A 23,090-nucleotide genomic window follows, 5' to 3' on the forward strand; every position below is an offset into this window, starting at 1 on the left:
CGTTATTCGGTGTTGTTCAGATCCAGACCTAGGCGCAGATTGAGGCTAAATTTAGAAAAACCTTGGCCCAATTGTCGACGATCGCCGCCACGCTGCGCTGCTGTGACAGGTGGGGCAGGGGGCGGCCGTGTCAATCCTGACCGGAGGGGGCATCGGGCTTTGGCTTGCGCTCGACCGGCGTCACCGGTGTGCCGCGCCGACCCAGGGTGGCAAAGCCGGCCAGGGTGCGCCCGGTGACCTCGCTGATGGGGCGCGAGGGCGGCGTCATCATCAGCCGCCCGAACAGGGCGCGATAGGGTTCCTGGCGCATCAGCTCCATGAACCGGTCCTTGCGCCATTGCACCGCGCTGTCGTGCAGTTTGCGCAGCTTGCGATCCTCCAGCAGCATGTCGAGGATGGCATCGCGGGCCGGGCGGTAGCGGGCGATGGAGCTGTCCTCGGCGGTGTTGAAATTGCGCTCCACCCAATAGTCGATGTCCAGCAGGTCTTCCGAGTGCACCGCGCGGCCGCGATCCGCCTTCAGGATATAGCTCTCCATCGCGCCCAGCGGATAATGGTTCAGCTGCGCCAGCTGGTAGTTGTCCTGACCGTAGTTTGAAAACACCCGCTTGGTCTTGAAATCCCCCATCAGTTCGCGACCGCCGCAATCGAACCAGCGGTACTGCTCCAGTGCGGCGTCGTCCTTGATGCTGCGGGGGCGGTGGATGCCGATCTTGCGATAGGTGCCGGAGTTGCGAAACAGGGTCTTGAACATCGACGCCCGCCACGGCCAGTGCATCACCGTCGGGGCGGCCCGGGTGAAACGGTCGGTGACACGCTCGCCCTGATAGCGCACCTGATCGGCATTGCCGAACAGTCGCCAGGTCAGGGTGATCGCATCCGCATCGGGCAGCGCCGCCAGCAGATCCGCGATCTGGCCCTTGCCGGCGTGGATGTTGACAAATTCGTCGATGTCCAGCGCCAGAATCCAGTCGGCGCCCTTGGTCAGCGGATGCTTGTCGGCGCGTTTCATTGCGGTGAACTGGATGCCGCCTTTGTCAAAGGGGCCGGTGTTTTCCTCATGCGTCAGATGGCCCAGCGCATCCAGCCGGTCCAGCATCTGGCTCGTGGGGTCATCGCAATCGTTTGAAAAGACAAGAATATCCGTGAAACCCACCGCCTTGTGATGGGCCAGCCACTCCAGCAGGAATGCGGCTTCGTTGCGAACGGTCAAAACAGCCAGCGTGCGCATTCTCAGCTCTCCAGATCCAGCGAAAGCGCCCAGGCCACGCGTTCGGTCGCGCTGAGGTCGATCTCCAGCGCCTGTTGGTACAGCTCTTCGAACTCCGCGCGCTGGTGCAACTCGGCCGCCTTGGCCCGATGCCAGTCCAGCCCCGCCGCATGCAGATCGCGCAGGGCCTTGTCCTGCATCAGCCGTGCCAGTTCCGCCTGCATGCGCGGCAGGTTGCGCTGGATGGTGACGTCGCGGTGATCGTTCCAGTCCATGCGGATCCAGTAGTTGAGCCCGATCGAACGGTCCACATGCAGCGCGCGGCCGCGCTGGCGTTTGACCAGAAAGCTCTCGGCCGAGCGCAGCGCATAGTGGTTCAGCTGCAACAGGTCATAGCCGATGGATTTCTTCGAGCTGCGCCAGCCGTTGTCGACCACCTCCGCCGTCATGTCCTGACCGGAGCCATTGACCCATGTGACCTGCGCGCGTTTGTCCTCCACCAGCTTGTTGGGCCGGTGGCAGGAGATTTTCTGATAGGCGCCAATGGGTTTGAACATGGTCTTGAAGCCCCAGACCGTATGCGGCTTGGGGCAGAACTGCGGCGCGCAGTGGTCGAATTGGGCAATGACCGGCCGGTCGGCCAGCGCGGTGACGCCATTGTGGCCAAACAGCCGCCAGGTCATCGCGACATTGGTGGCCTCCGGCACATGGTCAAAGAAATCCGCCAGCGTGCCATTGCCGCAGCGCACGTTGATGAACTCGTCGACGTCGATATGGATCACCCAGTCGGCCTGTTTGATCACCGGCTCTTTCAGCGCCTGGTTCAGCGCATATTGCTGCGGCGAGTTGCCCTTCCAATTGTCGTTGTTGCGATGCTGGAGGAGGCCAAGCTCCTGCAGGCGATCCAGCAGCTCGGCGGTGCCATCGCTGCATCCATTGGTGTAGATCAGGAAATGATCCACCCCGATCATGCGGTGATAGGCCACCCATTCCAGGATATAGGGGGCTTCATCCTTCATGCAGCCGACGATCACATTGCCGCTGCGACCCTTGGGCAGCGCGCGCGCGGGCGTTTCCGCGTAGGACGGCATCGGCGTGGTCTCGTCGAGGCTGCCGATCCGGTTGTGCGGCTTGAACGAGGAGCCCTGCAACATCTCGAAATTTTTTAACGCCAGCGGTGGCATTAGCCGCTGGGCCCGGGCGCTCGGGGCGGCAGGCGCCTCGGCCTCCTGCGCCGCGCGGGCGCTCCGGTGCGCCTGCAAGTCCCCCTCGCGTGCGGCGCGCTCCTCGCGGGTGGCTTTCTCGATCCGGTGCAGGAAGGCCAGCAGGTATTGCGAGGCGCGAAACCCCATCTGCGGGTCCGCCTCCGCCCAGTCCTCGGAGGAGATCTCCACATCAAACAGCGCCGGCGACAGATCCGCATGCCGGGCACAGATGCGGGCGTTGTCGGCGGCAAAGAACCGCGTCACCGCCCCCAGCCGGGCCGGGTCGATGGGCGCACCGTCAACCTGGAGATCCTGGATCATCTGCCGCCACAGCTTGCGCGGCAGGATGTGGTTGCCCTGCGCCAGAAGCCGCAACAAAAGCGCGTTGAACTGGCGCCCCCGCGTCAGCCAGGCCGCCGGGATCGGCGCGTCGGGCTGCTGTTCGGCGACCCGCCCGATCTGGCCATCGATGCCAAAGGCGGCGCGGATTTCTTCGGTTACATCGGCGCTGCCGAAGCGTGCCGGATCATAGGGGCGAAAGGTCACCGAGCCAACGCCAAAGACCTCTTCCCAGAACTCTTGCAGCGCCAGATAATCGAGCCAGAAGGGCGCGCCCTGGCTTTCCTCGAACTGGCCGGCCTGAGGATCCACCGGCGGCAGGGTCTCCAGGGCCGCCTGCCACCAGCTGTCCTCGCGCGTCATCTCCACCTCGCGGGCCAGCCCGGCGGCGCGCCCTTCGAGGACCTGCGCGGCAAAGACCTCCGCCAGCATCCGCGCCTGTGCGTCCAGATGCGCCACGATGCGGATATCCTCCGACAGCGGCGCTAGCAGCGCCTTCAGCCGCTCCAATTCGCTCCGGCGCGACAGCTGCGTGCCCAGCTGATGGGCGCTCAGGATCAGCGTGTGCGGGCTGTGCTGGGCCACATCGCGGCGCAGATCCTCCAGCAGCGTTTCGCGGAGCTGGGCCTGTTTGGCGGCGCCGATATAGCCGCGATTGTAGCGCAGCGGGTCCACGTGGTCGGGATCGGTGACCGCCATGAACAGGCGGGTGTGGTTCTTGGCGCCCGCCGCGCGGGGCACCAGCACGCCCTTGTCCAGCAGCTGTGCCCGTTTCTCCGCCAGCACCGCCTGCACGCGCGTCGCGCCCGCCACATGAAGCCCGATATGTAGATAGATCCGCATCAGCCCGCCCTGTCCTGCGTTGTGTCCGGCGCTGTGTCCGGCGCCGCGTCGGACGGGGGCTGGCATTCCCCGTCCGGGTTGATGTTGGACTGTCCCCACCAGGGCAGGCGCCGCCCCAGGAACCGCTCCAGCCGCTGCGGCGCGTCCGCTGCGGCCACATCGACCTCCAGATACAGGGGGTCATCGCGGAACCAATGGGCCAGCGCCTCGTAATGGCCATCGATCCAGATCATCTGCTCGTCCATGTCGTGCCCATATCCGACCGGCAACCCCGGCACCGTCGACAGCGGCAAACGCAGCTTGCCGAGGTTGTTCCAGCGCATGATCGAACGCGCCATCTCCTCGGTCGCCCGCCGGGTGGCGACAAAGCGCAGTTTCGGGTGCAGCTTGCGCAGCGCCAGCAGCATCGCATGGTCGCATTGCGGCCAGACCGAATTGCCGCCGTAGATGAAGCTCACCTCGCTCAGCGCGGTATAGCCCGCCAGCAGCGCCGCCGGGTCGCCGTATTTATAGAGCCCCTCGTACATCAGGTTGCCGACAAACACCCGGTCGCTTGGATCGGCGGGATCTTCCTGGTCCTTGATACGGTGATCGGCCACGCGGTAACCGGCGCGGATCAGCGCGTGTTTCAGCGTGGTGGTCCCGGATTTCGGCAGCCCGAGGTTGATGACGTCCAGTCCCATCAGTGCGGCCTCACGCCAGTCCCAGTCGCTGCAGCATTGCGTCTTCCTGCGGTGGCAGCGGCGCGGCGGCCTGCAACTGCGCCCGCATCTGCTGATAGGCGGGGTCCGCCAGCAGCGCATCGCGCCGCGCCAGGTGGCGGGCCACGCAGTCCGCGTGCAGGCGGGCGATCTCCGGATCGGCCTTCAGCTGCGCCAGCGCGTCGTGCAGGGCCGGCAGCATCCGCTGGATCGAGCGATCCTCCCAGGCCGGGTCATTGCGCTCGCGCCAGTAAGTGTCGTCAAAGGCCCGGTTCTCGCGGTTCACATCGCCGCGGTCGGTCTTGACCAGATAGCTGTCCAGCGCCCGCAGCGCATAGTGGTTGAGCGTCGCCAGCGCGCGCGCGCCGCGGGCGGGAAACTTGCGAATGCGGCGCGGGTTTGCCGCCACCAGGAACCGGTGCGGCACCGCCCGTCCGCTGCCGTCGCACCAGCGCGGGCGGGCCTCGGCCGGGGTGTTCTTGCGCAGGAACGGGCGATGCGCGCCGTAATAGCCCAGCGGAAAGTCCCGCCGGGTCAGCGTCTTGACCTCGATCGCCGTCTCGCCACACCAGATATCCGGGTTGTGGCTGTGGGTGAATTGCTCGATCACCGGACGGTCCTCAAATGCCTCGACCCCGCCATTGGCAAAGAACTGGAAATTGAGCGAAATCGCCTGCGGCTCGGCACAGGCGGCAATCAGCGCCGGGATGCTGTGATCGCCCACATGAATGTTGAGGAACTCGTCCACATCCGCGATCCACAGCCAGTCGGCCTGCTGCACCACCGGCTGGTGGGCGCAATCCTTCAGCGCCTCCATCTGATAGGCGCGCCCCTTGGCCGGGTTGGGCAGATGCGTGACACCGCCCCGCGCCGCCAGCGCATCCAGCAACGCATCGGTGCCATCGCTGCAATCGTTGGAGTAGAACAGGAAATCGGTCACCCCGATCAGACGGTTGTAGGCAATCCACTCCAGCAGGAACGGACCCTCGTTCTTGACGCAGGTCACCGCGGTGATGCGCATGTCGCTGTTCCTTCCCCTCGTCGGCCCAGGCCGCGGCGCGGTCCGGTCTGCCCTCTGCGCGTCTGCCCCCTGTGCCCGGGGCTGTGCGCGCGTATGACTTGTTGCATCCCCGCGCGCGCGCCGTCAATTGCCCTGACAGGAGAACGCCGCACCTGTTGCATCGCCTCCGCGTGACGCCTGTTGACGGCTGTTGACGGCTGGGCGCAGAGCGTGTCCTCTGGGCGTCGGAATATGCAATACAGGGGCACGCGGGCGGATGACCACAGAGGCAACAGAAGCGATGCCGCAGCAGGCGGCAGGGACGCAGGGATTTGCATCGATCGACGCGGTGCAGGCCCGGCTGGCCGCGGCCGGCTATGTCTGTGGCCGGGCGCTGGCCACCGTGGTCTTCCTCTCCGCGCGCCTCGGACGACCCCTGTTCCTGGAGGGCGAGGCCGGCGTCGGCAAGACCGAGATCGCGAGGGCGCTGGCCACCGTTACTGGCCGCCCCCTGATCCGGCTGCAATGCTACGAGGGGCTGGATGCGGCCAGTGCGGTCTATGAGTGGAACTTTGCCGCCCAGATGGTGGCGATCCGCGCCGCCGAGGCCTCCGGCACCGCCGACCGCAAGACCCTGCAGACCGAGATGTTCTCCGAGGACTTCCTGATCGCGCGGCCCTTGCTGCGGGCGATGCAGCCCGATCCGCGCGGCGCGCCGATCCTGCTCATCGACGAGCTGGACCGCACCGACGAGCCGTTCGAGGCCTTCCTGCTGGAGGCGCTCTCGGACTTCCAGGTCACCATTCCGGAGCTGGGCACCATCAAGGCGCCAGAGCCGCCGACGGTGATCCTCACCTCCAACCGCACCCGCGAGGTGCATGACGCGCTGAAGCGGCGCTGCCTCTATCACTGGGTCGATTATCCCGATTTCGACCGCGAAATGCAGATCCTGCGCGCCCGCGTCCCCGAGGCCGCCGAGACCCTCAGCCGCGAGGTGGTCGCCTTTGTGCAGGCGCTGCGCACCGAGGATCTGTTCAAGAAACCCGGCGTGGCCGAAACCATCGACTGGGCCAACTGCCTGCTGGCGCTCGACGTGGTGGCGCTCAGCCCCGAGGTCATCGCCGACACGCTGGGCGCGATCCTGAAATATCAGGACGACATTGCAAAACTCCAGGGGTCCGAGGCCAAGCGCCTGCTGGATCAGGCCCGTGCCGCGCTGCCGGAGGGCTGACATGCGCCTTCATCTTCTTAAAAATATCCTGGGGGTGCGGGGGCAAGGCCCCCGCGACGGCTGATGGCGGACTACGCCCAACTTGCCCTGCCGGATCGCCCGAAACTGGTGGCCAATCTCACCCATTTCGCCCGGGCGCTGCGCAAGGCCGGGCTGAAGGTCGGCACCGGGCGCGTCATCGATGCGGTGGAGGCGGTGGCCGCGGCGGGGTTCACCTCGCGGCGCGATTTCTACTGGACGCTGCACGCCTGTTTTGTGTCGCGCCCCGAGGACCGGGCGGTGTTTGCGCAGGTGTTCCGGCTCTACTGGCGTGATCCGCGCTATCTGGAACATATGATGGCGGCGATGCTGCCAGCGATCCGCGGTGTGCAGGAGGAGCGCAGCGCCAAACCCGCCGAGAAACGCGCCGCCGAGGCGCTTTTGGACGGGCAACTGCCCGATGTGCCGCCCGAAGACACGCCCGAAGGCACCGAGATCGAGCTGGACGCAACCATGACGCTCTCGGCCGAGGAGCGGCTGAAAACGCTGGATTTCGAACAGATGAGCGCGGCGGAGATCGCCGCGGCCAAACGCATGCTTGCAGGTCTGACCCTGCCGGTGAAACCGTTGAAAACGCGCCGCCATCGACCGGATGCGCATGGCGCGCGGGCGGATTGGCGGCGCACGATACGGGACGCCTGCCGCACCGGGGGCGACATCCACCGGATGGCCCGGACCGCCCGGGCGGAACGCGATCCGGCCCTGGTGGTGCTCTGCGACATCTCCGGCTCGATGAGCCAGTACAGCCGCATGGTACTGCAGTTCCTGCATGCTGTCGCCAATGCACGTGGCAGGGGCAGGGCGCAGGGCTGGGCCAATGTGCATGGGTTCACCTTCGGCACCCGCCTGACCAATATCACCCGGCATCTGCGCCAGCGCGATGTGGACGCAGCGCTGGCCGCCGCCGGGGCCGAGGCGCAGGACTGGCAGGGCGGCACCCGGATCGGCGCCTGCCTGCATGCCTTCAACCGCGATTGGTCGCGCCGGGTGATGGGGCAGGGGGCGGTGGTGCTTCTGGTGACCGACGGGCTGGATCGCGAAGCACCGGAGGACCTGGCCCACGAGATGCAGCGCCTGCGGTTGTCTTCCCGGCGCCTGATCTGGCTCAACCCGCTGTTGCGGTGGGACGGGTTTGCCCCGCGCGCCCAGGGCATCCGCGCCATGCTGCCCCATGTGGACAGCCTGCGCGCCGGTCACAGCATTGCCGCGCTCGAAGATCTGGCCGCCGTGATCTCGCGCCCCGAGGATGCGGGCGAAAAGGCGCGGCTGTTGGCGATGCTGGCGGAGTGAGCACGCACGCCCCCGCCGCCGAACGCCACCGGCAGGCACAATTTGGCACGATTTGTCCTTGATCTTCGCGGCGTTAGGGCCAAGCTTTGAGGGGCAACAGGCACCGGGATCCACACCATGACATCTGGCACCGAACAGGCTGACGCCGCCCGCTTTGAAAACGCCCCCGAACTGGCGCTGCACTGGCACCGAGAGGGGATCGGCGCGGTGCTGTGCACGGTGGTGCAGACCTGGGGATCGGCGCCGCGCCGCACCGGCTCGCAACTGGTGGTGGGCGGTGACGGCCGCATCGAGGGCTCGGTCTCCGGCGGCTGTGTCGAGGGGGCGGTGATCCTGGAGGCGCAGGAGGCGCTGGCGCAGGGCACCCACAAGCTGCTGGAATTCGGCGTCAGCGATGATGATGCCTTTGCCGTCGGGCTGGCCTGCGGCGGCACCATCAAGGTGCTGCTGGAACCGGTCGGCAAGACGCTGGACGAAGAGACATTGGAGGCGCTGGTGCTGGCCCGTGCCGAACGCCGCCCGCTGGCCTATGAGGTCGACCTGACCAGCGGTCAGGGCCATCTGGTCAATACCGCCTCCTACCCCGACCGCATGCGGATGGATCGCTCCGGTGTCGAGGAGGATGGCGCGACCTTCGTGGCGGTGCACAACCCACCGCTGCGGCTGATCCTGGTCGGCGCGGTGCATATCGCCAAGGCGCTGGTGCCGATGGCCCGGATCGCCGGCTATGACCCGATCCTGATCGAACCGCGCGCCGCCTTTGGCTCTGCCGAGCGGTTCCCGGGCGAGCGTATTCTCGACGACTGGCCGGATGAGGCGGTTGAGAAACTGGGACTGGATGCGCGCACTGCGCTGGTGCTCTTGACCCATGACCCGAAACTGGATGACCCGGCGCTGATGGCGGCGCTGCGGGCGGAGTGTTTCTATATCGGCGCGCTGGGCTCCAAACGCACCCACGGCCAGCGCCAGCAGCGGATGATCGCGGCGGGCTTCTCGCAGGACGATCTGGCCCGCGTCCACGGGCCTGTCGGGCTTGACATCGGCGCCGCCAGCCCGGCGGAAATCGCGGTGTCGATCCTCGCCGAGATGACCGGCGTGCTGCGGGGCAAGGTGGCATGAAATTCGGCCCACTCGCGCTGACCGCCGCCGAGGGGGCGCTCTTGGCGCACTCGTTGCAAGGCGCCGGCGGTCGGATTGCCAAGGGCACGCGGCTGACGGCGCAGGACCTCGACGACCTCCGGGCTGCCGGCCATACCGAGGTGATCGCCGCGCGGCTGGACCCCGGCGACATGCATGAGGACGATGCGGCGTTGCGGCTGGCGCAGGCGATGGCGCCGGATGCGGCGGCTCTGGGGCTCAGGATTTCGGGCGCGGGGGCCGGGCGGGTGAACCTCTATGCCACCACGCCGGGGGTGGCGCGGGTGCGCGCCGATCAGATCCTGGCGATGAACAGCGTCGACCCGATGATTTCGGTGGCGACAGTGCCGGATTTTCACCGGGTGGATGCAAACAGCATGGTCGCGACGATCAAGATCATCGCCTACGCGGTGCCCGATGCGGATCTGGCGCGCGCCGTGGCGGCGGCCTGGGCGGCGCTTCAGGTGCTGCCGCCGGTCTATGGCACCGCCAGCCTGATCGAAACCCGGGTGACCGACGACACGCCCGCCGACAAGGGTCGCGCCGCCATGGCAGGGCGGCTGGACCGGATGGCAATGACCCTCAGCCCCCGCGTGGTGGTGCCGCACCGCGCTGCGGATATTGCGCAGGCGCTGGGCGACGCCCCGGGCGAGGTGCTGTTCGTCCTCACCGGCTCTGCCACCTCCGACCCGGCCGATGTGGCGCCCGAGGCCGTGCGGCTGGCGGGGGGCGCGGTCACGCGCTTTGGCATGCCGGTGGACCCGGGCAACCTGCTGTTTCTCGGACAGCTGGGGCGCAAGCCGGTGATCGGCCTGCCGGGCTGCGCCCGCTCGCCGGCGCTCAATGGTGCCGATTGGGTGTTGGAGCGGGTGGTCTGCGGCATTGACGTGACGTCGGCGGATATCGCCGCGATGGGCGTGGGCGGTCTGTTGAAGGAAATCCCGACCCGGCCGCGGCCGCGGCGGGATGGGGAGTAAACACCGAAGCCCGTGCCTGTCGGTCAGATGGGAAAACCTCACGCCGCGCCCCTTGCCGCAAAAATTCCTCGCGCCATCTCAAGACGCGTGATTAACTGATCTCAGCCAGACAAAGAATTTCAAGCTAGGGAGGAATTTATGACGAAGGTCTCCATGACCGTGAACGGTCGCCCCATGTCCGGGGAGGTCGAAGGTCGTACACTCTTGGTGTCGTTCTTGCGCGACCAGCAGGGGCTCACCGGCACCCATGTGGGCTGCGACACCAGCCAATGCGGAGCCTGTGTTGTCCATGTGGACGGCAAGGCGGTGAAATCCTGCACCATGCTGGCACTTGAGGCCGAAGGGGCGGAGGTTGCCACCATCGAAGGCCAGGCGGCTCCTGACGGCACACTCAACGCGATCCAGGCGGCGTTTCAAGAACATCACGGCCTGCAATGCGGATTTTGCACGCCGGGCATGGTGATGTCTGCGGCGGCGCTGCTGAAGGAGAACCCAAAACCCTCCGAGGCTGAGATCCGCCATTATCTGGAGGGCAACCTCTGCCGGTGCACCGGCTACCACAATATCGTCAAGGCGATCATGGCAGCCTCGGGTCAGGACGTGACCTCCATCGCGGCGGAATAACGCCCGCCCCAAGTGACCAGTGCCAGCCCGTTTGCAGACGGGCTGAGGAACGTAGCCCGTATCAATCCAGCGGACCGCTCGGTCAGGCGGCGCGGCGGGAAGAGGAGCCCAAAGCGCAACAGCCCCAAAGGACCCGGCCCGCATTCTGGGAGGAGTTTGGATTATGCCCAAGGATATTGACGCCAAGGAGAGCGGCATCGGCGCCGCCACCAAACGGCGCGAAGACATCAGGTTCCTGACGGGAACCGGCAATTACACCGACGACATCAATGTAAATGGTCAGGCCTATGTGCATTTCCTGCGCTCGGATGTGGCGCATGGGCGGATCACTTCGCTTGATACATCCGCGGCGGCGGCGATGCCCGGCGTGCTGCGGGTGTTCACCGGCGCGGATTTCGAAGGGATCGGCGGTCTGCCCTGCGGCTGGCAGGTGACCGACCGCTTTGGCGAGGTGATGCAGGAACCGGCGCATCCGGTGTTGGCGCAGGGCAAGGTGCGTCATGTGGGCGATCCCATCGCCGCCGTGGTGGCCGAGAGCGCCGAATTGGCCCGCGATGCCGCCGAGGCGATCGAGCTGGAGATCGAAGAGCTGCCCGCCGTGATCGACATGAAGGCGGCGCTGGCTGAGGATGCGCCGAAGGTACATGACGATCTGACCTCCAACCTTTGTTACGACTGGGGGTTTGTGGAGGAAAACAAGGAGGCGGTGGCCAAGGCCTTTGACGCCGCCGCCCATGTCACCACGCTGGAGCTGGTCAACAACCGCCTCGTCGCCAACCCGATGGAGCCGCGCGTGGCGGTGGGCGATTTCAACCGCGCCACCGGCGAGAGCACGCTTTATACCACCAGCCAGAACCCGCATGTGATCCGGCTTTTGATGGGGGCCTTCGTGCTTGGCATCCCGGAGCATAAATTGCGCGTGGTGGCCCCGGATGTGGGCGGCGGCTTTGGCTCCAAGATCTTTCACTACGCCGAAGAGGCGTTTTGTACCTTTGCCGCCAAGGCGCTCAATCGTGCAGTGAAATGGACCTCCTCGCGGTCCGAGGCCTTTATGTCCGACGCCCATGGCCGCGATCATGTGACCAAGATCGAGCTGGCGCTGGACGCGGACAACAACTTCACCGCGCTGCGCACGGAGACCCATGCCAATATGGGCGCGTATCTCTCGACCTTTGCGCCCTCGGTGCCCACCTGGCTGCATGGCACGCTGATGGCGGGCAATTACCGCACACCGCTGATCTATGTGAACGTCAAGGCGGTCTTCACCAATACGGTGCCGGTCGATGCCTATCGCGGTGCAGGGCGGCCAGAGGCGACCTTCCAGCTGGAACGCGTCATCGACAAGGCGGCGCGCGAACTGGATGTCGACCCGATCGCACTGCGGCGGCAGAACTTTGTCACCGAGTTCCCCTATGCCACGCCTGTGGCGGTGGAATATGACACCGGCGACTATGTGGCGACGATGGATAAGCTCGAAGAGATCGCCGACATCAAGGGCTTTGATGCCCGCCGGGCCGAGAGCGAAAAATCCGGCAAGCTGCGCGGTCTGGGGGTGAACTGCTATATCGAGGCCTGCGGCATCGCGCCCTCGAACCTCGTGGGGCAGCTCGGAGCCCGTGCGGGCCTTTATGAGAGTGCGACGGTGCGGGTCAACGCCACCGGTGGCATCGTGGTGATGACCGGCAGCCATAGCCACGGGCAGGGGCATGAGACGTCCTTTCCGCAGGTGATCGCCGAGATGATCGGCATCCCCGAGGATATGGTGGAGATCGAGCACGGCGACACCAACAACGCACCCATGGGCATGGGCACCTATGGCTCGCGCTCGCTTGCGGTGGGCGGCTCTGCCATGGTGCGCGCGACCGAGAAGATCATCAACAAGGCCAAGAAGATCGCCGCCCATCTGATGGAGGCCGCAGATGCCGATATCGAGCTGAAGGACGGCAAGTTCTCGGTTGCGGGCACGGATAAATCCGTGGCCTGGGGCGATGTGACGCTCGCCGCCTATGTGCCGCATAACTACCCGCTGGAAGAGATCGAGCCGGGGTTGGAGGAGACGGCGTTCTACGATCCGGCCAATTTCACCTATCCGGCGGGGGCCTATGCCTGCGAGGTGGAGGTCGATCCCGATACCGGCAAGGTCACCATCGAACGCTTTGCCGCCGCCGATGACTTTGGCAATGTGGTCAACCCGATGATCGTCGACGGTCAGGTGCATGGCGGTCTGGGGCAGGGCATCGGTCAGGCGCTCTTGGAGGGCTGTGTGTATGACGAGGACGGCCAGTTGCTGTCGGCGTCGTTCATGGATTACGCCATGCCGCGCGCTGACGATGTGCCGTTCTATCAGGTCGATCATTCCTGCCAGACGCCCTGCACCCACAACCCGCTGGGGGTGAAGGGCTGTGGCGAGGCCGGGGCGATCGGCTCGCCGCCGGCGGTGGTCAATGCGGTGGTGGATGCGCTGCGCTCCGCTGGCAAGGATGTGACCCATATCGACATGCCGCTGACCCCCGCGCGGGTCTGGGCGGCGATGCAAGGTTAAAGTGGGGCGAGGGGCGCTGCCCCTCGCGCTCCCCGAGGTATTTGGAAAAAGATGAAAGCCCCGGCCGGGGATCTTTCGGAAAGGATGAGCGATGTATGAGTTTGAATTCGCGCGACCATCGAGCGTCGCTGAGGCCGTCACGGCGCTGAGCGAAGAGGATGCGCAGGCGCTGGGCGGCGGGCAGACCCTGATCCCGACGCTGAAGCAACGTCTGGCGATGCCCACGACCCTGGTGAGCCTGGGCGGCATTGCCGAGATCAAGGGGGTTTGCCAGACCGACGATGGCAAGCTGGTGATCGGTGGCGGGACGACCCATGCCGACGTGGCAGCGGGCGCGGGCGCCTATCCGGCGCTGGCCGCGCTTGCGGGGCAGATCGGTGATCCGGCGGTGCGCAACCGGGGCACCATCGGTGGATCTTTGGCCAACAACGACCCGGCTGCCTGCTATCCGGCGGCGGCGCTGGCGTCTGGCGCAACCATTGTGACCAATGCCCGCGAGATTGCGGCGGATGACTATTTCCAGGGCATGTTCACCACCGCGCTGGAGGAGGGTGAGATCATCACCGAGGTGCGCTTTCCGGTGCCCGAGGCGGCGAACTATCAGAAGTTTCTGCAACCGGCGTCGCGCTTTGCCATGGTTGGCGTTTTTGTCGCCAAATTTGCGGATGGCGTGCGGGTGGCGGTCACCGGCGCCTCAGAGGAGGGCGTGTTCCGCTGGGCCGAGGCCGAAGCGGCGCTGTCGGCCAATTTCAGCGCGGATGCGATCACCGGCCTCAGCGTTGCGGAGGACGGTATGATCGGCGATATCCACGGCACCAAGGCCTATCGCGCGCATCTGGTCGGCGTGATGACCAAACGGGCGGTCACCGCCGCAGGCTGACAGCCCGGTTTTGGAAAACGGGTCGAACGCAGGAAAGCGCTCTGTCGATGACAGGGCGCTTTTTTACAGCGTCGCGCCACGTGTCGATCAGGTGCGCAGGAAGCCGGCGATGTCGGTCAGCAGCGTCTGGGTGTGATCCGCCAGACCGCGGATTTCGGTTGCGATCACGGCAAACCCCTTGCCCTGATCGCCGATCCGCGCCGCCTCGATCGAGGCGTTGAAGGCGATCAGGCGAATGTTGCGGCCCACGGCCTCGGCATTCTTGATCGCGTCGAGCATGTCGCCGGAGCGCTGCGCGTCCCGGCTGCGTTGTGCCGCGCTCAGCTGCTCCACCAGCGCATCGAGGAAACCGGAGATGGCGGGCTCCAGCCGGTGCAGGCAGAGTTCCTCCACCTGGGGGAGGGCACGGATCCGCTCCATCATCGAGGCGCCGCCACCGGTGGTCACCGCATGGAGCGGTTCCAGCACATCGAGACAGGCGACGCGGCGCTCCTCCAGATGTTCGGGCAGCTCATAGCTGCTGTCCTGCAAACGGGCCACCAGATCCTCCGACAGCATCTGATGGGCGGTCGCGATCCGCTTTGCCGAGAGGGTCAGCGCGCGCTCGCTCTCCGGGTCGCCGCTGACCTTTGTGTCCTGATGCAGCAGGGCGACGAGCGACAGCGCTGCGATGCGACACGGGCCGATCGCCATCACGGCATCGCTTTGAATATCGGTGAGAGTCATATGGCCCGTCCCTGGTTAAACTGCGGTAATGCTACGCCGGGTTAGATTAAGGCTCCGCTAATGAATGCAAGAATTTCACGACAGATTTGCGCGCGCCGCCGGACGCGGGTGGGGGATTGCGGAGATATATGAAGCGTATATATTTCATATTCGAATCAGGAATGGAGCGTAAAATGGGGCTTGTCAAAATCGGGGACGATCTGCACGAGGATATCCGGCGTGCCAGCGGTGTGATGTGCCGCTCGATCAATGCCCAGGCGGAGTTCTGGATGAAGATCGGCATGCTGGCGGAGGCCAACCCGACCCTCACCTTCAGCGAGATCCTGCACCAGCAATTGCAGGCCGCCGCGGCGGCGCCGTCGGACGAGACGGCCGCCTGACATGGTCAAGTCGCCTCAGGAACTGACCTTGATGCGGCAGTCCGGGCGTCTGCTTGCCTCGGTGTTTGACATGCTGGACCAGCTGCCCTTGCTGGGGCGCAGCACGCTGGAGATCAACGATTGCGTCGAACGCTTTATCGAGCAGGAGCTTCAGGCCCGCCCGGCGAGCAAGGGTCAATACGGGTTTGACTATGTGCTGAACTGCTCTCGCAACCATGTGGTCTGTCACGGGGTGCCGAACGCGTCGGAGATGATCACCGACGGCGACATCATCAACCTGGATATCACCCTGGAAAAGAACGGCTATATCGCCGATTCCAGCAAGACCTATCTGGTTGGCAATGTGTCCGGCGCCGCCCGGCGGCTGGTCCGCATCGCCTATGGTGCGATGTGGCAGGGCATTGCCCAGGTGCGCCCCGGGGGCCGGATGGGGGATGTCGGCCATGCGATCGAGCGGTACGCGCGCAGACATGCCTGCTCGGTGGTGCGGGAGTATTGCGGTCACGGGATCGGACGGCAGATGCACGAGGCGCCACAGGTGCTGAACTTCGGCCGCCCCGGCACCGGCGAACGGCTGCGCGCAGGCATGGTCTTTACGGTAGAGCCGATGGTGAACCTCGGCAGTCGCCGGGTGGAAACGGAGCCGGACGGCTGGACCATCGTTACACGGGACCGCCGGCTGTCGGCGCAGTTCGAACATACGGTGGCGGTGACCGATGCCGGGGTCGAGGTTCTGACGTTGCGCCGGGGCGAGCGGCCCGCAGGACAGCCGCTCCGCGCGTGACCACGGCCCCGCCACAACAATCCCGCCAACACAGCCCCGGCAACCCGGCCCGTGGCGCTGGGCGGACGGCAACGCGGCATAAAAAACCTCCCGGCACCAGGTGCGGGGAGGTCGCGGGCGCAGGGAGACCCCGCGCCGGATCGCCATAAGGGCGTTACTTGCTCGGAAGCGGGCCGATCATCATGATCATCTGACGACCTTCCATCTTCGGCATGTTTTCGACCTTGCCGAGTTCCTTGATGTCCTCGGCCACCCGTTGCAGCAGCTCGCGGCCCAGGTTCTGGTGCGCCATCTCACGGCCACGGAAACGCAGGGTGACCTTCACCTTGTCGCCGTTTTCCAGAAACTTGACCACGTTGCGCATCTTCACGTCATAGTCGTGGGTGTCCGTGTTGGGACGGAACTTGACCTCTTTGACCTCGATGATCTTCTGCTTCTTGCGCGCTTCGCTTTCGCGTTTCTGCTGTTCATACTTGAACTTGCCGTAGTCCATGATCTTGCAGACCGGCGGATTGGCGTTGGGCGAGATCTCCACCAGGTCCAGACCGGCCTCTTCGGCCATCTGCATGGCCTTGGCGGGATGCACAACACCGACGTTATCGCCATCTGCACCGATCAGGCGGATTTCGGGAGCGCGGATTTTGTCGTTGACGCGCGGGCCGGTATCACGGGTCGGCGGCGCGTTATGAGGTCTGCGAGCTATGGGTTCTATCCTTTGATAATTGCAGAAATTTGAGCCGGGAATTTAATCGGTGTCCGGCGGTCTTGCAAGCCGGAAACACGGTGCTTTTCATCATTGAGGGGAGTTTTCACGATAGAGCGCCCCCCGGCGGCGGAGCATGGCCGAGGGGAGCAGTATTTACCACTTCCCCCTTGTTGTCGACGCTTAAGACGCACATGAACATGCGCAATCCGTCCCGCGTCGGGACGTCAGCATGGAAGGACTATGCCATGAAAATCGCAGGAGTGGGCGCCGCTGTCGGCGTCGTGGTCGTCGCAGGGGCGTTCTGGTATCTGAACCAATCCGAGGAACCGCTTGCCACGGAGGCCCCGGCAGAGGTGGCAAACGAAGTCGCCCCGGCGGACACCGAAACCGCGGCTGAGACCGAAGCCGAGACCGACACCGCCGCCGAGGCGGCCGCAGAGGCCGCAGCCGAGGCCGAAGCCACCGCCGAGGATCTGCAACAGCAGGTCGAGGATGGCGTTGCCGCGGCGGAGGACGCCGCCGAAGAATTGGCCGATCAGGCCGCTGACGCGGTCTCGGATGCCGCCGACGCCGCCTCCGAGGCGGCCGCCGACCTCGGTGAAGGCGCCAGCGCCGCAGCCGACGCCGCGCAGGAGCAGGCCGCCGAGGCCGTGGACGCCGCAGAGGACACCGCCGCCGCCGTGGCAGAGACCGCAAGCGAGGCGGTCGATAGCGTGACCGAAGGCGCGGCTGATCTTGCCGAGGGCGCTCAGGAGGCTGCCGAGACCGCAGCGCAGGAGGTACAGGACAGCCTGACGCAGGATGTGGGCGAGGCGCTGCCGGACGAGAGCACCGTGGCAGAGCAGGCCGAGACCGGCGCGGAGGTCGATACCGAGGCAGCGGCAGACGCCGCCGCTGCGGACACCGATGTCACCACCGAGAGCTCGACCGAGACCTCGACGGAGACCACAGCCGAAGCCGATGCCGGCACCGACGCCGATGTGGCGGCGGACACCCCGGCCACGCTGCTCACGCCCGAGGGCTTTGACTATGACCGGGTGATCGAGCTGATCGACGGCTCGCAACTGGACCCGCTGAAAAAGACCGCGGTGAAATCCGCGATCACCCAGGCGCGCGACAACCCCGATTTGCTGAAAGCGGCGCTGGAGCAGGCCCGCACCGCGCTCGGGCTCTAACGCCCCTCGGCAAACGCCAGACGCAGACATCAGAAACCAGACAAGGGCGGCGCATCAGCGCCGCCTTTTTTGTTGCGCGTCCCCATGCGCAAATAATTCTGCTGGAGCGCTGCGGTCACAAGCCCTGGCAGGAGGGGCACGCGCGAGAGGCCTTCTATCGCGGTCTCAGGGCAGCGCTGCTGAGACGAAAAATGCGGACCTCGCTGACGAGATCCGCACTGTTTCTGTTTGATGCGATGTGCCCGAGGGCTCAGTCGAGGAAGGCTTTTTCCACCACGAAATGTGCGGGCTTGGAATTGGCGCCTTCTTCCAGACCATAGGTGTTTTCAAACAGGTCTTTTAGTTCCAGGTTGAACGCCAGGTTACCGCAGATCATCGCGCGGTCGCTTTCCGGGTTCAGCGGCGGCACGCCCAGATCCTCAAACGCCTCGCCCGAGCGCATCAGGTCGGTGATCCGGCCCATCTTGGCGCTTTCTTCGCGGGTGGTGGTGGGGTAGTATTTGATCTTCTTCCAGAAACCCTCACCGATCACCTCGTTCAGAAGCTCGTCGTCCTTCAGGCTCTCGATCAACTCGCGGCCATAGGTCAGCTCACCGGCCTCGCGGCAGGTGTGGGTGATGATGACCTCGTCGAATTTCTCGTAGGTTTCCGGCTCGCGCAGCAGGGAGGCAAAAGGCGCAAAGCCGGTGCCGGTGGCAAAGAACCAGATCCGCTTGCCGGGGACCAGCGCGTCATGCACGAGGGTGCCGACGGGTTTCGGGCGCAGGATGATCTCGTCGCCGACCTTGATGTGCTGCAGCTTGGAGGTCAGCGGACCGTCCTGCACCTTGATCGAATAGAACTCCATTTCCTCGTCCCAGCTTGGGGACGCGATGGAATAGGCGCGCAACAGCGGTTTCTGCTTGCCGGTCTTTGGGTCCGGATCGTTCATCAGGCCGATCATCACGAACTCGCCCGAGCGGAACCGCAGGGACGCAGGCCGCGTGCAGCGGAAGGAAAACAGCCGGTCGGTCCAGTGCTTGACCTCCGTTACGGTCTGGGCGTCGGGCAGGGTCGGTTTGGCCTTTGCAGGCGCGGCGGCTTCGGTCACAGGCTCACTCACAGTCTCGGTCACGGCGGCAATCTCGTTCATCATGTCTCTGCCAGCGGGGATAGGCCGGCACCTCTGATTAAGCATTGATCCAGGTCAGGGGAACCCCTCCTGCGGCAATCTTGCGCAGATCCGGCCCGGCATCGCAGATGCGGGGCCGGGCAGGGGTGCCTGACGGCGGGGTCTTGGGGCTGGCTTAGCGCGCGGCGTTCGATTGCGCGCGCAGGCGGGCCTGATAGTTGTGGCTTTGCCAATTGGCGCGAAATTGCCACTGGTCCTCGGGCTGGCGGGTGGCCAGGTCGTCGGAGATTTCCACCTCGTCGAACCCCACCCGGCGCGCCATGGCATATTGATCCGAGATCACATGCCCCTTGGCCCGCAGACGCCCCTCGTATCCCATCAGGCGCAGCATGCGCGCAATGGTGAATCCGCGCCCGTCGGCAAAAGAGGGGAAATCAACGCGGATCATCTCCACGCCGTCCAGCTGCCCGGCCAGCGCGGCCGCATCGGTGTCGGAGGCCAGGTCGAGCACATGCTCGCCCTCAAAGCCGCCGGTCCAGTCATCATGGGCAAAGCCCGTATCGGTCACGATAACGCTCATGTCACTCAAGCTCCTGTACGGACGAATTTGCCATCCACCACGTGGATGCCGCATTCTTCCTTGTTCTGGTTGCGCCAGCGGCCGGCGCGGGGGTCTTCGCCTTCGGCTACCGGGCTGGTGCAGGGGGCACAGCCGATCGACGGATAGCCCTTGGCCACCAGCGGGTGCCGGGGCAGGCGGTTTTCATCCATGTAGGCGCGCACGTCCTCGGGCGCCCAATGGGCCAGCGGGTTGATCTTCATCCGCCCCGTTCCGTCCTCGACCTCAAAGAAGTCGAGCGCGGCGCGGGTGCCGGACTGGAACCGCTTGCGGCCGGTGATCCAGCCGTCATAGCCCGCCAGCGCCTTTTGCAGCGGGATGGTCTTGCGCAGGGCGCAGCAGGCATCGGTGTCGGAAAACCGCAGCGCGCCATAGGGGTCCTTGTCGGCGATGTCATCGGCCTTGATGACATGCACGTTCCGCAGCCCCAGGCGCTCGCTCACCTCCTGCTGGTAGACCAGCGTTTCGGTGAACAAGAGTTCGGTATCGACAAACAGCACCGGCACCATCGGGTCGATGATGGCGGCCATGTGCAGCAGCACCACCGACTCCGCGCCGAAAGACGAGACCAGCGCGATATTGCCGGCATCGCGAAGCGCCCCCTCCATCACGGAGGTCGCCGAATGGTGCTTGAACCGCGCATTGAGCGCCGCCACCTGTTCGGCCAGGGCCACCGCGCTGCGCGAGGCAGCGGGCTGTCCCTGTATTTCCTGGTCTATGCGGGTCATGGCTCAGGCCACCTTTTTGTCTGCCGCCGGGTAGAGCGCCGCCTTGAAGGGCTCCATGCCAACGCGGCGATAGGTCTGGAGGAATTCCTCCTCCGCACTCTCGCGCTGCTCCAGATAGGTCTCCACGATGCGCTCCACCGCGGGGACGATCTCGTCATAGGCAAAGCCGGGTCCGGTGCGGGTGCCGATCGCTGCCGTTTCGGTCGCGTCACCGCCAAGGGTGATCTGGTAGTTCTCGACGCCGGCGCGATCCAGACCAAGGATGCCGATATGGCCGACGTGGTGGTGACCGCAGGCGTTGATGCAGCCGGAGATCTTGATCTGCAGATGGCCCACGTCGTGCTCCATCTTCAGATCCTCGAACCGGGTGGCAATCTCCTGCGCGACCGGGATCGAGCGCGCGGTGGCCAGGGCGCAGTAATCCATGCCGGGGCAGGCGATGATGTCCGAGATCAGCCCGATGTTGGCGGTGGCCAAATCGGCGGCCTTCAGGCGCGCGTGGATCGCCGGCAGGTCGTTCTTGTGCACATGCGGCAGGATCACGTTCTGCTCGTGGCTGATGCGCAGCTCGCCATAGGCGAACTCTTCTGCAATATCGGCCATCTCGCGCATCTGCGCGGCGGTCGCATCGCCCGGGGTCGCCCCGTGTTTCTTGATCGAGATCGTCACGATCGCATGCCCCGGCGCCTTGTGCGCGGCCAGGTTGGTGTCGGCCCAGGCGCGGAACACCGGGTCGGAGTCGTAGGCGGCGTCAAAGGCCTCGGTGCCGCCGCTGCGGAACTCCGGCGCGGCAAAGTGGCGCTTGATGTCCTGGAACAGCGCCTGATCGGCACCGCCAAAGGTCGGGCGCACCTGTTCAAACCGCGCGTCGGTCAGCTCGCGGATCTTCTCCAGACCCATTTCGTGCACGGTGATCTTGATGCGGGCCTTGTATTTGTTGTCGCGGCGCCCGTACTGGTTCCAGACCGAGATCACGCTCTCGATATAGGGCAGCAGGTCATCGGCAGCGACAAAGTCATTGAGCACCTTGCCGATCATCGGGGTGCGGCCGAGGCCACCGCCCACCAGCACCTGATAGCCGATCTCGCCCGCGTCATTGCGAACGATCTTCACCGCCAGGTCATGCGCCTTCAGCACCGCACGGTCATTGGCGGCGCCAGAGACGGCGATCTTGAACTTGCGGCCCATGAACTGGAATTCCGGGTGGTCGGTGGACCACTGCCGGATCAGCTCGGCGATCGGGCGCGGATCTTCGATCTCGTCGGCGGCTGCACCGGCGAAATGGTCCGCGGTCACGTTGCGGATGGTGTTGCCCGAGGTCTGGATCGCATGCAGGTTCACCTCTGCCAGCGCGTCCAGCATGTCCGGCACGTCCTTCAGCTTCGGCCAGTTGTACTGGATGTTCTGCCGGGTGGTGAAATGGCCATAGCCCTTGTCCCATTTCTCGGCCAGCAGCGCCAGCGCGCGCATCTGGTCGGGATTGAGCGTGCCATAGGGGATCGCGACCCGCAGCATATAGGCATGCAGTTGCAGGTAGAGCCCGTTCATCAGGCGCAGCGGCTTGAACTCGTCTTCGGTCAGCGCGCCGTCGATGCGACGCTCGACCTGGGCGCGGAACTGACGGTTGCGCTCGGCGAGAAAGGCGTGGTCGAAGTCGTTGTACTTATACATTGGCTGCGGCCTCCTGTTTGCCGTGGCGGTAGTTCGAGGGCCCGGTGCGGCGGAACTCCTCGCGGAAGTGGGTGGGTTCAGGGCCGGTCTCCCCGGCCTGGGCATCGGCGAGATAGGCGCCCACCGCGACCTGCGGCTGGCTCTGTGCCTCCAGCAGGCGCAGCTGCGCCTCCGCCTCGTCGACGATCAGCTCGGCCTCTTCCAGGACGCGGGTCCAGCCGCCCGCGGCGGTGAGATAGATCACATCGCCTTCGAGCAGGTCGTTGGCGGTGACGACTTTGGGGGTAAATGCACGGGCCATCAGGCAAGCTCCATCTGAATATCGGTGCGGGCGGCGGTGGCGGCAGCTGCGCGCGGCGCCAGCCCGAGGAAGGTGAGGGCCGGGCCGTCAAAGGCGGCGGCGGCCAGATCGGCGGGCAGCCGGTCGAGGGTGGTGGCCAGCACGCGCTGGCTGTCACGAGAGGCATTCTCCACCACGGTCACCGGCGTCGCCGGGTCGGCGCCATGCATCAGCATGCGTCCCTGCACGAACCGGGCGGATTTCTTGCCCATATAGACGGCAGCCACTTCGCCCGGACGGGCAAGCTGCGCCCAGTCGTGATCGGCAAAGCCCTTCATGTCGTGACCGGTGAGGAACCGCACCGAGGAATTGCGCCCGCGCTGCGTCAGGCTCTGGCCGATCGCGGCCACCGCGGCAGAGGCGGCGGTGATGCCGGGCAGGATCTGCGTGTCCACATCGGCGGCTTCGCAGGCGGAAAGCTCCTCGTCGAGGCGGCCAAAGATGGTCGGGTCGCCGGATTTCAGCCGCAGTACGCTGCGCCCGCGCTTGGCGTGATGCACCAGCCGCGCGCAGATCTCGTCCTGCGCCATCGAGGGGCCGAAGCCCTCCTTGCCGACGTCTTCGAGAATGGCCCCGTCATGGGCCAGCGCCATGATCTCGGCGCTGACCAGGCGGTCGTAAAGGATCACATCCGCCGTGCGCAGCGCCTTCAGCACCTTGAGCGTCAGCAGGTCCGGGTCTCCGGGGCCGGAGCCGGCAAAGGCCACCACGCCCGGGCACATCACGCCCTGCGGTCCCGGAAGGGCGGGCAGGTCGGCGGGGATATGGCTGGTGTCGCGTGGCATTGGCGGGTCCGTCCGTGGTGTTTGACTTGGGATTAGATATAGGAAAT

At 65.5% G+C, this 23,090-nt stretch carries 22 protein-coding genes; 10 read left to right on the top strand and 12 right to left on the bottom strand.

What is annotated here, in order from left to right; translation table 11 throughout:
- Window positions 1–130: 130 nt before the first annotated feature.
- The 4 genes from ACXAF5_RS07800 to ACXAF5_RS07815 are packed head-to-tail and all read right to left on the bottom strand — an operon-like array spanning window position 131 to window position 5,319.
- A complete protein-coding gene (locus tag ACXAF5_RS07800; protein ID WP_474946165.1) occupies window positions 131–1,231 on the bottom strand; it encodes a glycosyltransferase family 2 protein in 1,101 nt (366 codons plus the stop codon).
- A gap of 2 nt (window positions 1,232–1,233) precedes the next feature.
- The gene (locus ACXAF5_RS07805) at window positions 1,234–3,597 is read right to left on the bottom strand and encodes a glycosyltransferase family 2 protein (RefSeq protein ID WP_474946166.1); all 2,364 of its coding nucleotides are present in this window, start codon (window positions 3,595–3,597) and stop codon (window positions 1,234–1,236) included.
- The gene (locus tag ACXAF5_RS07810; RefSeq protein ID WP_474946167.1) at window positions 3,597–4,280 is read right to left on the bottom strand and encodes a sulfotransferase; all 684 of its coding nucleotides are present in this window, start codon (window positions 4,278–4,280) and stop codon (window positions 3,597–3,599) included. Before ACXAF5_RS07810 ends, ACXAF5_RS07805 begins: the two co-directional genes overlap by 1 nt.
- A gap of 10 nt (window positions 4,281–4,290) precedes the next feature.
- The gene (locus ACXAF5_RS07815) at window positions 4,291–5,319 is read right to left on the bottom strand and encodes a glycosyltransferase family 2 protein (RefSeq protein WP_474946168.1); all 1,029 of its coding nucleotides are present in this window, start codon (window positions 5,317–5,319) and stop codon (window positions 4,291–4,293) included.
- Window positions 5,320–5,575: 256 nt separating this feature from the next.
- On the opposite strand from ACXAF5_RS07815, the gene ACXAF5_RS07820 reads away from it, so the two are divergent.
- The 7 genes from ACXAF5_RS07820 to ACXAF5_RS07850 all read left to right on the top strand — a co-directional run bounded on the left by ACXAF5_RS07820 (window position 5,576) and on the right by ACXAF5_RS07850 (window position 14,018).
- Window positions 5,576–6,529, top strand: coding sequence for an AAA family ATPase (locus ACXAF5_RS07820; RefSeq protein ID WP_474946169.1), 954 nt, complete (start codon window positions 5,576–5,578; stop codon window positions 6,527–6,529).
- A gap of 63 nt (window positions 6,530–6,592) precedes the next feature.
- Window positions 6,593–7,858, top strand: coding sequence for a vWA domain-containing protein (locus ACXAF5_RS07825; protein ID WP_474946170.1), 1,266 nt, complete (start codon window positions 6,593–6,595; stop codon window positions 7,856–7,858).
- 117 nt (window positions 7,859–7,975) lie between these two features.
- A complete protein-coding gene (locus ACXAF5_RS07830; RefSeq protein WP_474946171.1) occupies window positions 7,976–8,977 on the top strand; it encodes an XdhC family protein in 1,002 nt (333 codons plus the stop codon).
- Window positions 8,974–9,972, top strand: coding sequence for a molybdopterin-binding protein (locus ACXAF5_RS07835; protein WP_474946172.1), 999 nt, complete (start codon window positions 8,974–8,976; stop codon window positions 9,970–9,972). The genes ACXAF5_RS07830 and ACXAF5_RS07835 overlap by 4 nt, the downstream gene beginning before the upstream one ends.
- Before the next feature lie 138 nt (window positions 9,973–10,110).
- Window positions 10,111–10,596 (top strand): (2Fe-2S)-binding protein, encoded by a 486-nt coding sequence (locus ACXAF5_RS07840; protein ID WP_239367606.1) that lies wholly within the window; start codon window positions 10,111–10,113, stop codon window positions 10,594–10,596.
- 163 nt (window positions 10,597–10,759) lie between these two features.
- Window positions 10,760–13,138, top strand: coding sequence for a xanthine dehydrogenase family protein molybdopterin-binding subunit (locus ACXAF5_RS07845; RefSeq protein ID WP_474946173.1), 2,379 nt, complete (start codon window positions 10,760–10,762; stop codon window positions 13,136–13,138).
- 91 nt (window positions 13,139–13,229) lie between these two features.
- Complete coding sequence (locus ACXAF5_RS07850; RefSeq protein WP_474946174.1) at window positions 13,230–14,018, top strand: FAD binding domain-containing protein; 789 nt, start codon at window positions 13,230–13,232, stop codon at window positions 14,016–14,018.
- An 87-nt stretch (window positions 14,019–14,105) separates the two neighbouring features.
- On the opposite strand, the gene ACXAF5_RS07855 is transcribed toward ACXAF5_RS07850, so the two are convergent.
- Complete coding sequence (locus ACXAF5_RS07855; protein WP_305037473.1) at window positions 14,106–14,744, bottom strand: methyl-accepting chemotaxis protein; 639 nt, start codon at window positions 14,742–14,744, stop codon at window positions 14,106–14,108.
- A 173-nt stretch (window positions 14,745–14,917) separates the two neighbouring features.
- On the opposite strand from ACXAF5_RS07855, the gene ACXAF5_RS07860 reads away from it, so the two are divergent.
- Window positions 14,918–15,124 carry a ParD-like family protein gene (locus tag ACXAF5_RS07860; protein WP_474946175.1) on the top strand — a complete coding sequence of 69 codons (207 nt, stop codon included), beginning with the start codon at window positions 14,918–14,920 and terminating at the stop codon, window positions 15,122–15,124.
- Between the two features lies 1 nt (window position 15,125).
- Window positions 15,126–15,908 carry a type I methionyl aminopeptidase gene (map, locus tag ACXAF5_RS07865; RefSeq protein WP_474946176.1) on the top strand — a complete coding sequence of 261 codons (783 nt, stop codon included), beginning with the start codon at window positions 15,126–15,128 and terminating at the stop codon, window positions 15,906–15,908.
- Between the two features lie 154 nt (window positions 15,909–16,062).
- Here map and infC read toward each other — a convergent pair whose 3' ends face one another.
- A complete protein-coding gene (gene infC, locus ACXAF5_RS07870) occupies window positions 16,063–16,653 on the bottom strand; it encodes a translation initiation factor IF-3 (protein WP_441316274.1) in 591 nt (196 codons plus the stop codon).
- Between the two features lie 206 nt (window positions 16,654–16,859).
- On the opposite strand from infC, the gene ACXAF5_RS07875 reads away from it, so the two are divergent.
- Window positions 16,860–17,789 (top strand): hypothetical protein, encoded by a 930-nt coding sequence (locus tag ACXAF5_RS07875; protein WP_474946177.1) that lies wholly within the window; start codon window positions 16,860–16,862, stop codon window positions 17,787–17,789.
- A 250-nt stretch (window positions 17,790–18,039) separates the two neighbouring features.
- On the opposite strand, the gene ACXAF5_RS07880 is transcribed toward ACXAF5_RS07875, so the two are convergent.
- The 6 genes from ACXAF5_RS07880 to cobA form a co-directional block, all read right to left on the bottom strand.
- On the bottom strand, window positions 18,040–18,921 hold the full coding sequence (locus ACXAF5_RS07880; RefSeq protein ID WP_474946178.1) for a ferredoxin--NADP reductase: 882 nt from the start codon (window positions 18,919–18,921) through the stop codon (window positions 18,040–18,042).
- Window positions 18,922–19,075: 154 nt separating this feature from the next.
- Complete coding sequence (locus ACXAF5_RS07885) at window positions 19,076–19,480, bottom strand: DUF934 domain-containing protein (protein ID WP_474946179.1); 405 nt, start codon at window positions 19,478–19,480, stop codon at window positions 19,076–19,078.
- A 5-nt stretch (window positions 19,481–19,485) separates the two neighbouring features.
- Window positions 19,486–20,247, bottom strand: coding sequence for a phosphoadenylyl-sulfate reductase (locus ACXAF5_RS07890; protein ID WP_239323414.1), 762 nt, complete (start codon window positions 20,245–20,247; stop codon window positions 19,486–19,488).
- Between the two features lie 3 nt (window positions 20,248–20,250).
- Window positions 20,251–21,918 carry a nitrite/sulfite reductase gene (locus tag ACXAF5_RS07895; RefSeq protein WP_474946180.1) on the bottom strand — a complete coding sequence of 556 codons (1,668 nt, stop codon included), beginning with the start codon at window positions 21,916–21,918 and terminating at the stop codon, window positions 20,251–20,253.
- Window positions 21,911–22,219 (bottom strand): DUF2849 domain-containing protein, encoded by a 309-nt coding sequence (locus ACXAF5_RS07900; RefSeq protein WP_239367592.1) that lies wholly within the window; start codon window positions 22,217–22,219, stop codon window positions 21,911–21,913. Before ACXAF5_RS07900 ends, ACXAF5_RS07895 begins: the two co-directional genes overlap by 8 nt.
- The gene (gene cobA, locus ACXAF5_RS07905) at window positions 22,219–22,980 is read right to left on the bottom strand and encodes a uroporphyrinogen-III C-methyltransferase (RefSeq protein ID WP_474947815.1); all 762 of its coding nucleotides are present in this window, start codon (window positions 22,978–22,980) and stop codon (window positions 22,219–22,221) included. The genes ACXAF5_RS07900 and cobA overlap by 1 nt, the downstream gene beginning before the upstream one ends.
- Window positions 22,981–23,090 lie beyond the last annotated feature (110 nt).

The sequence above is a fragment of the Epibacterium sp. ABV4_022 genome (genome assembly GCF_056159345.1).

Coding starts and splice junctions, on each gene's coding strand:
- ACXAF5_RS07880 (WP_474946178.1), bottom strand. CDS start 18,921: ATGAACGAGATTGCCGCCGTGACCGAGACTGTGAGTGAGCCTGTGACC.
- cobA (WP_474947815.1), bottom strand. CDS start 22,980: ATGTGCCCGGGCGTGGTGGCCTTTGCCGGCTCCGGCCCCGGAGACCCG.
- ACXAF5_RS07840 (WP_239367606.1), top strand. CDS start 10,111: ATGACGAAGGTCTCCATGACCGTGAACGGTCGCCCCATGTCCGGGGAG.
- ACXAF5_RS07805 (WP_474946166.1), bottom strand. CDS start 3,597: ATGCGGATCTATCTACATATCGGGCTTCATGTGGCGGGCGCGACGCGC.
- ACXAF5_RS07820 (WP_474946169.1), top strand. CDS start 5,576: ATGACCACAGAGGCAACAGAAGCGATGCCGCAGCAGGCGGCAGGGACG.
- ACXAF5_RS07845 (WP_474946173.1), top strand. CDS start 10,760: ATGCCCAAGGATATTGACGCCAAGGAGAGCGGCATCGGCGCCGCCACC.
- ACXAF5_RS07860 (WP_474946175.1), top strand. CDS start 14,918: ATGGGGCTTGTCAAAATCGGGGACGATCTGCACGAGGATATCCGGCGT.
- ACXAF5_RS07830 (WP_474946171.1), top strand. CDS start 7,976: ATGACATCTGGCACCGAACAGGCTGACGCCGCCCGCTTTGAAAACGCC.
- ACXAF5_RS07800 (WP_474946165.1), bottom strand. CDS start 1,231: ATGCGCACGCTGGCTGTTTTGACCGTTCGCAACGAAGCCGCATTCCTG.
- ACXAF5_RS07825 (WP_474946170.1), top strand. CDS start 6,593: ATGGCGGACTACGCCCAACTTGCCCTGCCGGATCGCCCGAAACTGGTG.
- ACXAF5_RS07875 (WP_474946177.1), top strand. CDS start 16,860: ATGAAAATCGCAGGAGTGGGCGCCGCTGTCGGCGTCGTGGTCGTCGCA.
- ACXAF5_RS07810 (WP_474946167.1), bottom strand. CDS start 4,280: ATGGGACTGGACGTCATCAACCTCGGGCTGCCGAAATCCGGGACCACC.
- ACXAF5_RS07895 (WP_474946180.1), bottom strand. CDS start 21,918: ATGTATAAGTACAACGACTTCGACCACGCCTTTCTCGCCGAGCGCAAC.
- map (WP_474946176.1), top strand. CDS start 15,126: ATGGTCAAGTCGCCTCAGGAACTGACCTTGATGCGGCAGTCCGGGCGT.
- ACXAF5_RS07855 (WP_305037473.1), bottom strand. CDS start 14,744: ATGACTCTCACCGATATTCAAAGCGATGCCGTGATGGCGATCGGCCCG.
- ACXAF5_RS07835 (WP_474946172.1), top strand. CDS start 8,974: ATGAAATTCGGCCCACTCGCGCTGACCGCCGCCGAGGGGGCGCTCTTG.
- ACXAF5_RS07900 (WP_239367592.1), bottom strand. CDS start 22,219: ATGGCCCGTGCATTTACCCCCAAAGTCGTCACCGCCAACGACCTGCTC.
- ACXAF5_RS07815 (WP_474946168.1), bottom strand. CDS start 5,319: ATGCGCATCACCGCGGTGACCTGCGTCAAGAACGAGGGTCCGTTCCTG.
- ACXAF5_RS07885 (WP_474946179.1), bottom strand. CDS start 19,480: ATGAGCGTTATCGTGACCGATACGGGCTTTGCCCATGATGACTGGACC.
- ACXAF5_RS07890 (WP_239323414.1), bottom strand. CDS start 20,247: ATGACCCGCATAGACCAGGAAATACAGGGACAGCCCGCTGCCTCGCGC.
- ACXAF5_RS07850 (WP_474946174.1), top strand. CDS start 13,230: ATGTATGAGTTTGAATTCGCGCGACCATCGAGCGTCGCTGAGGCCGTC.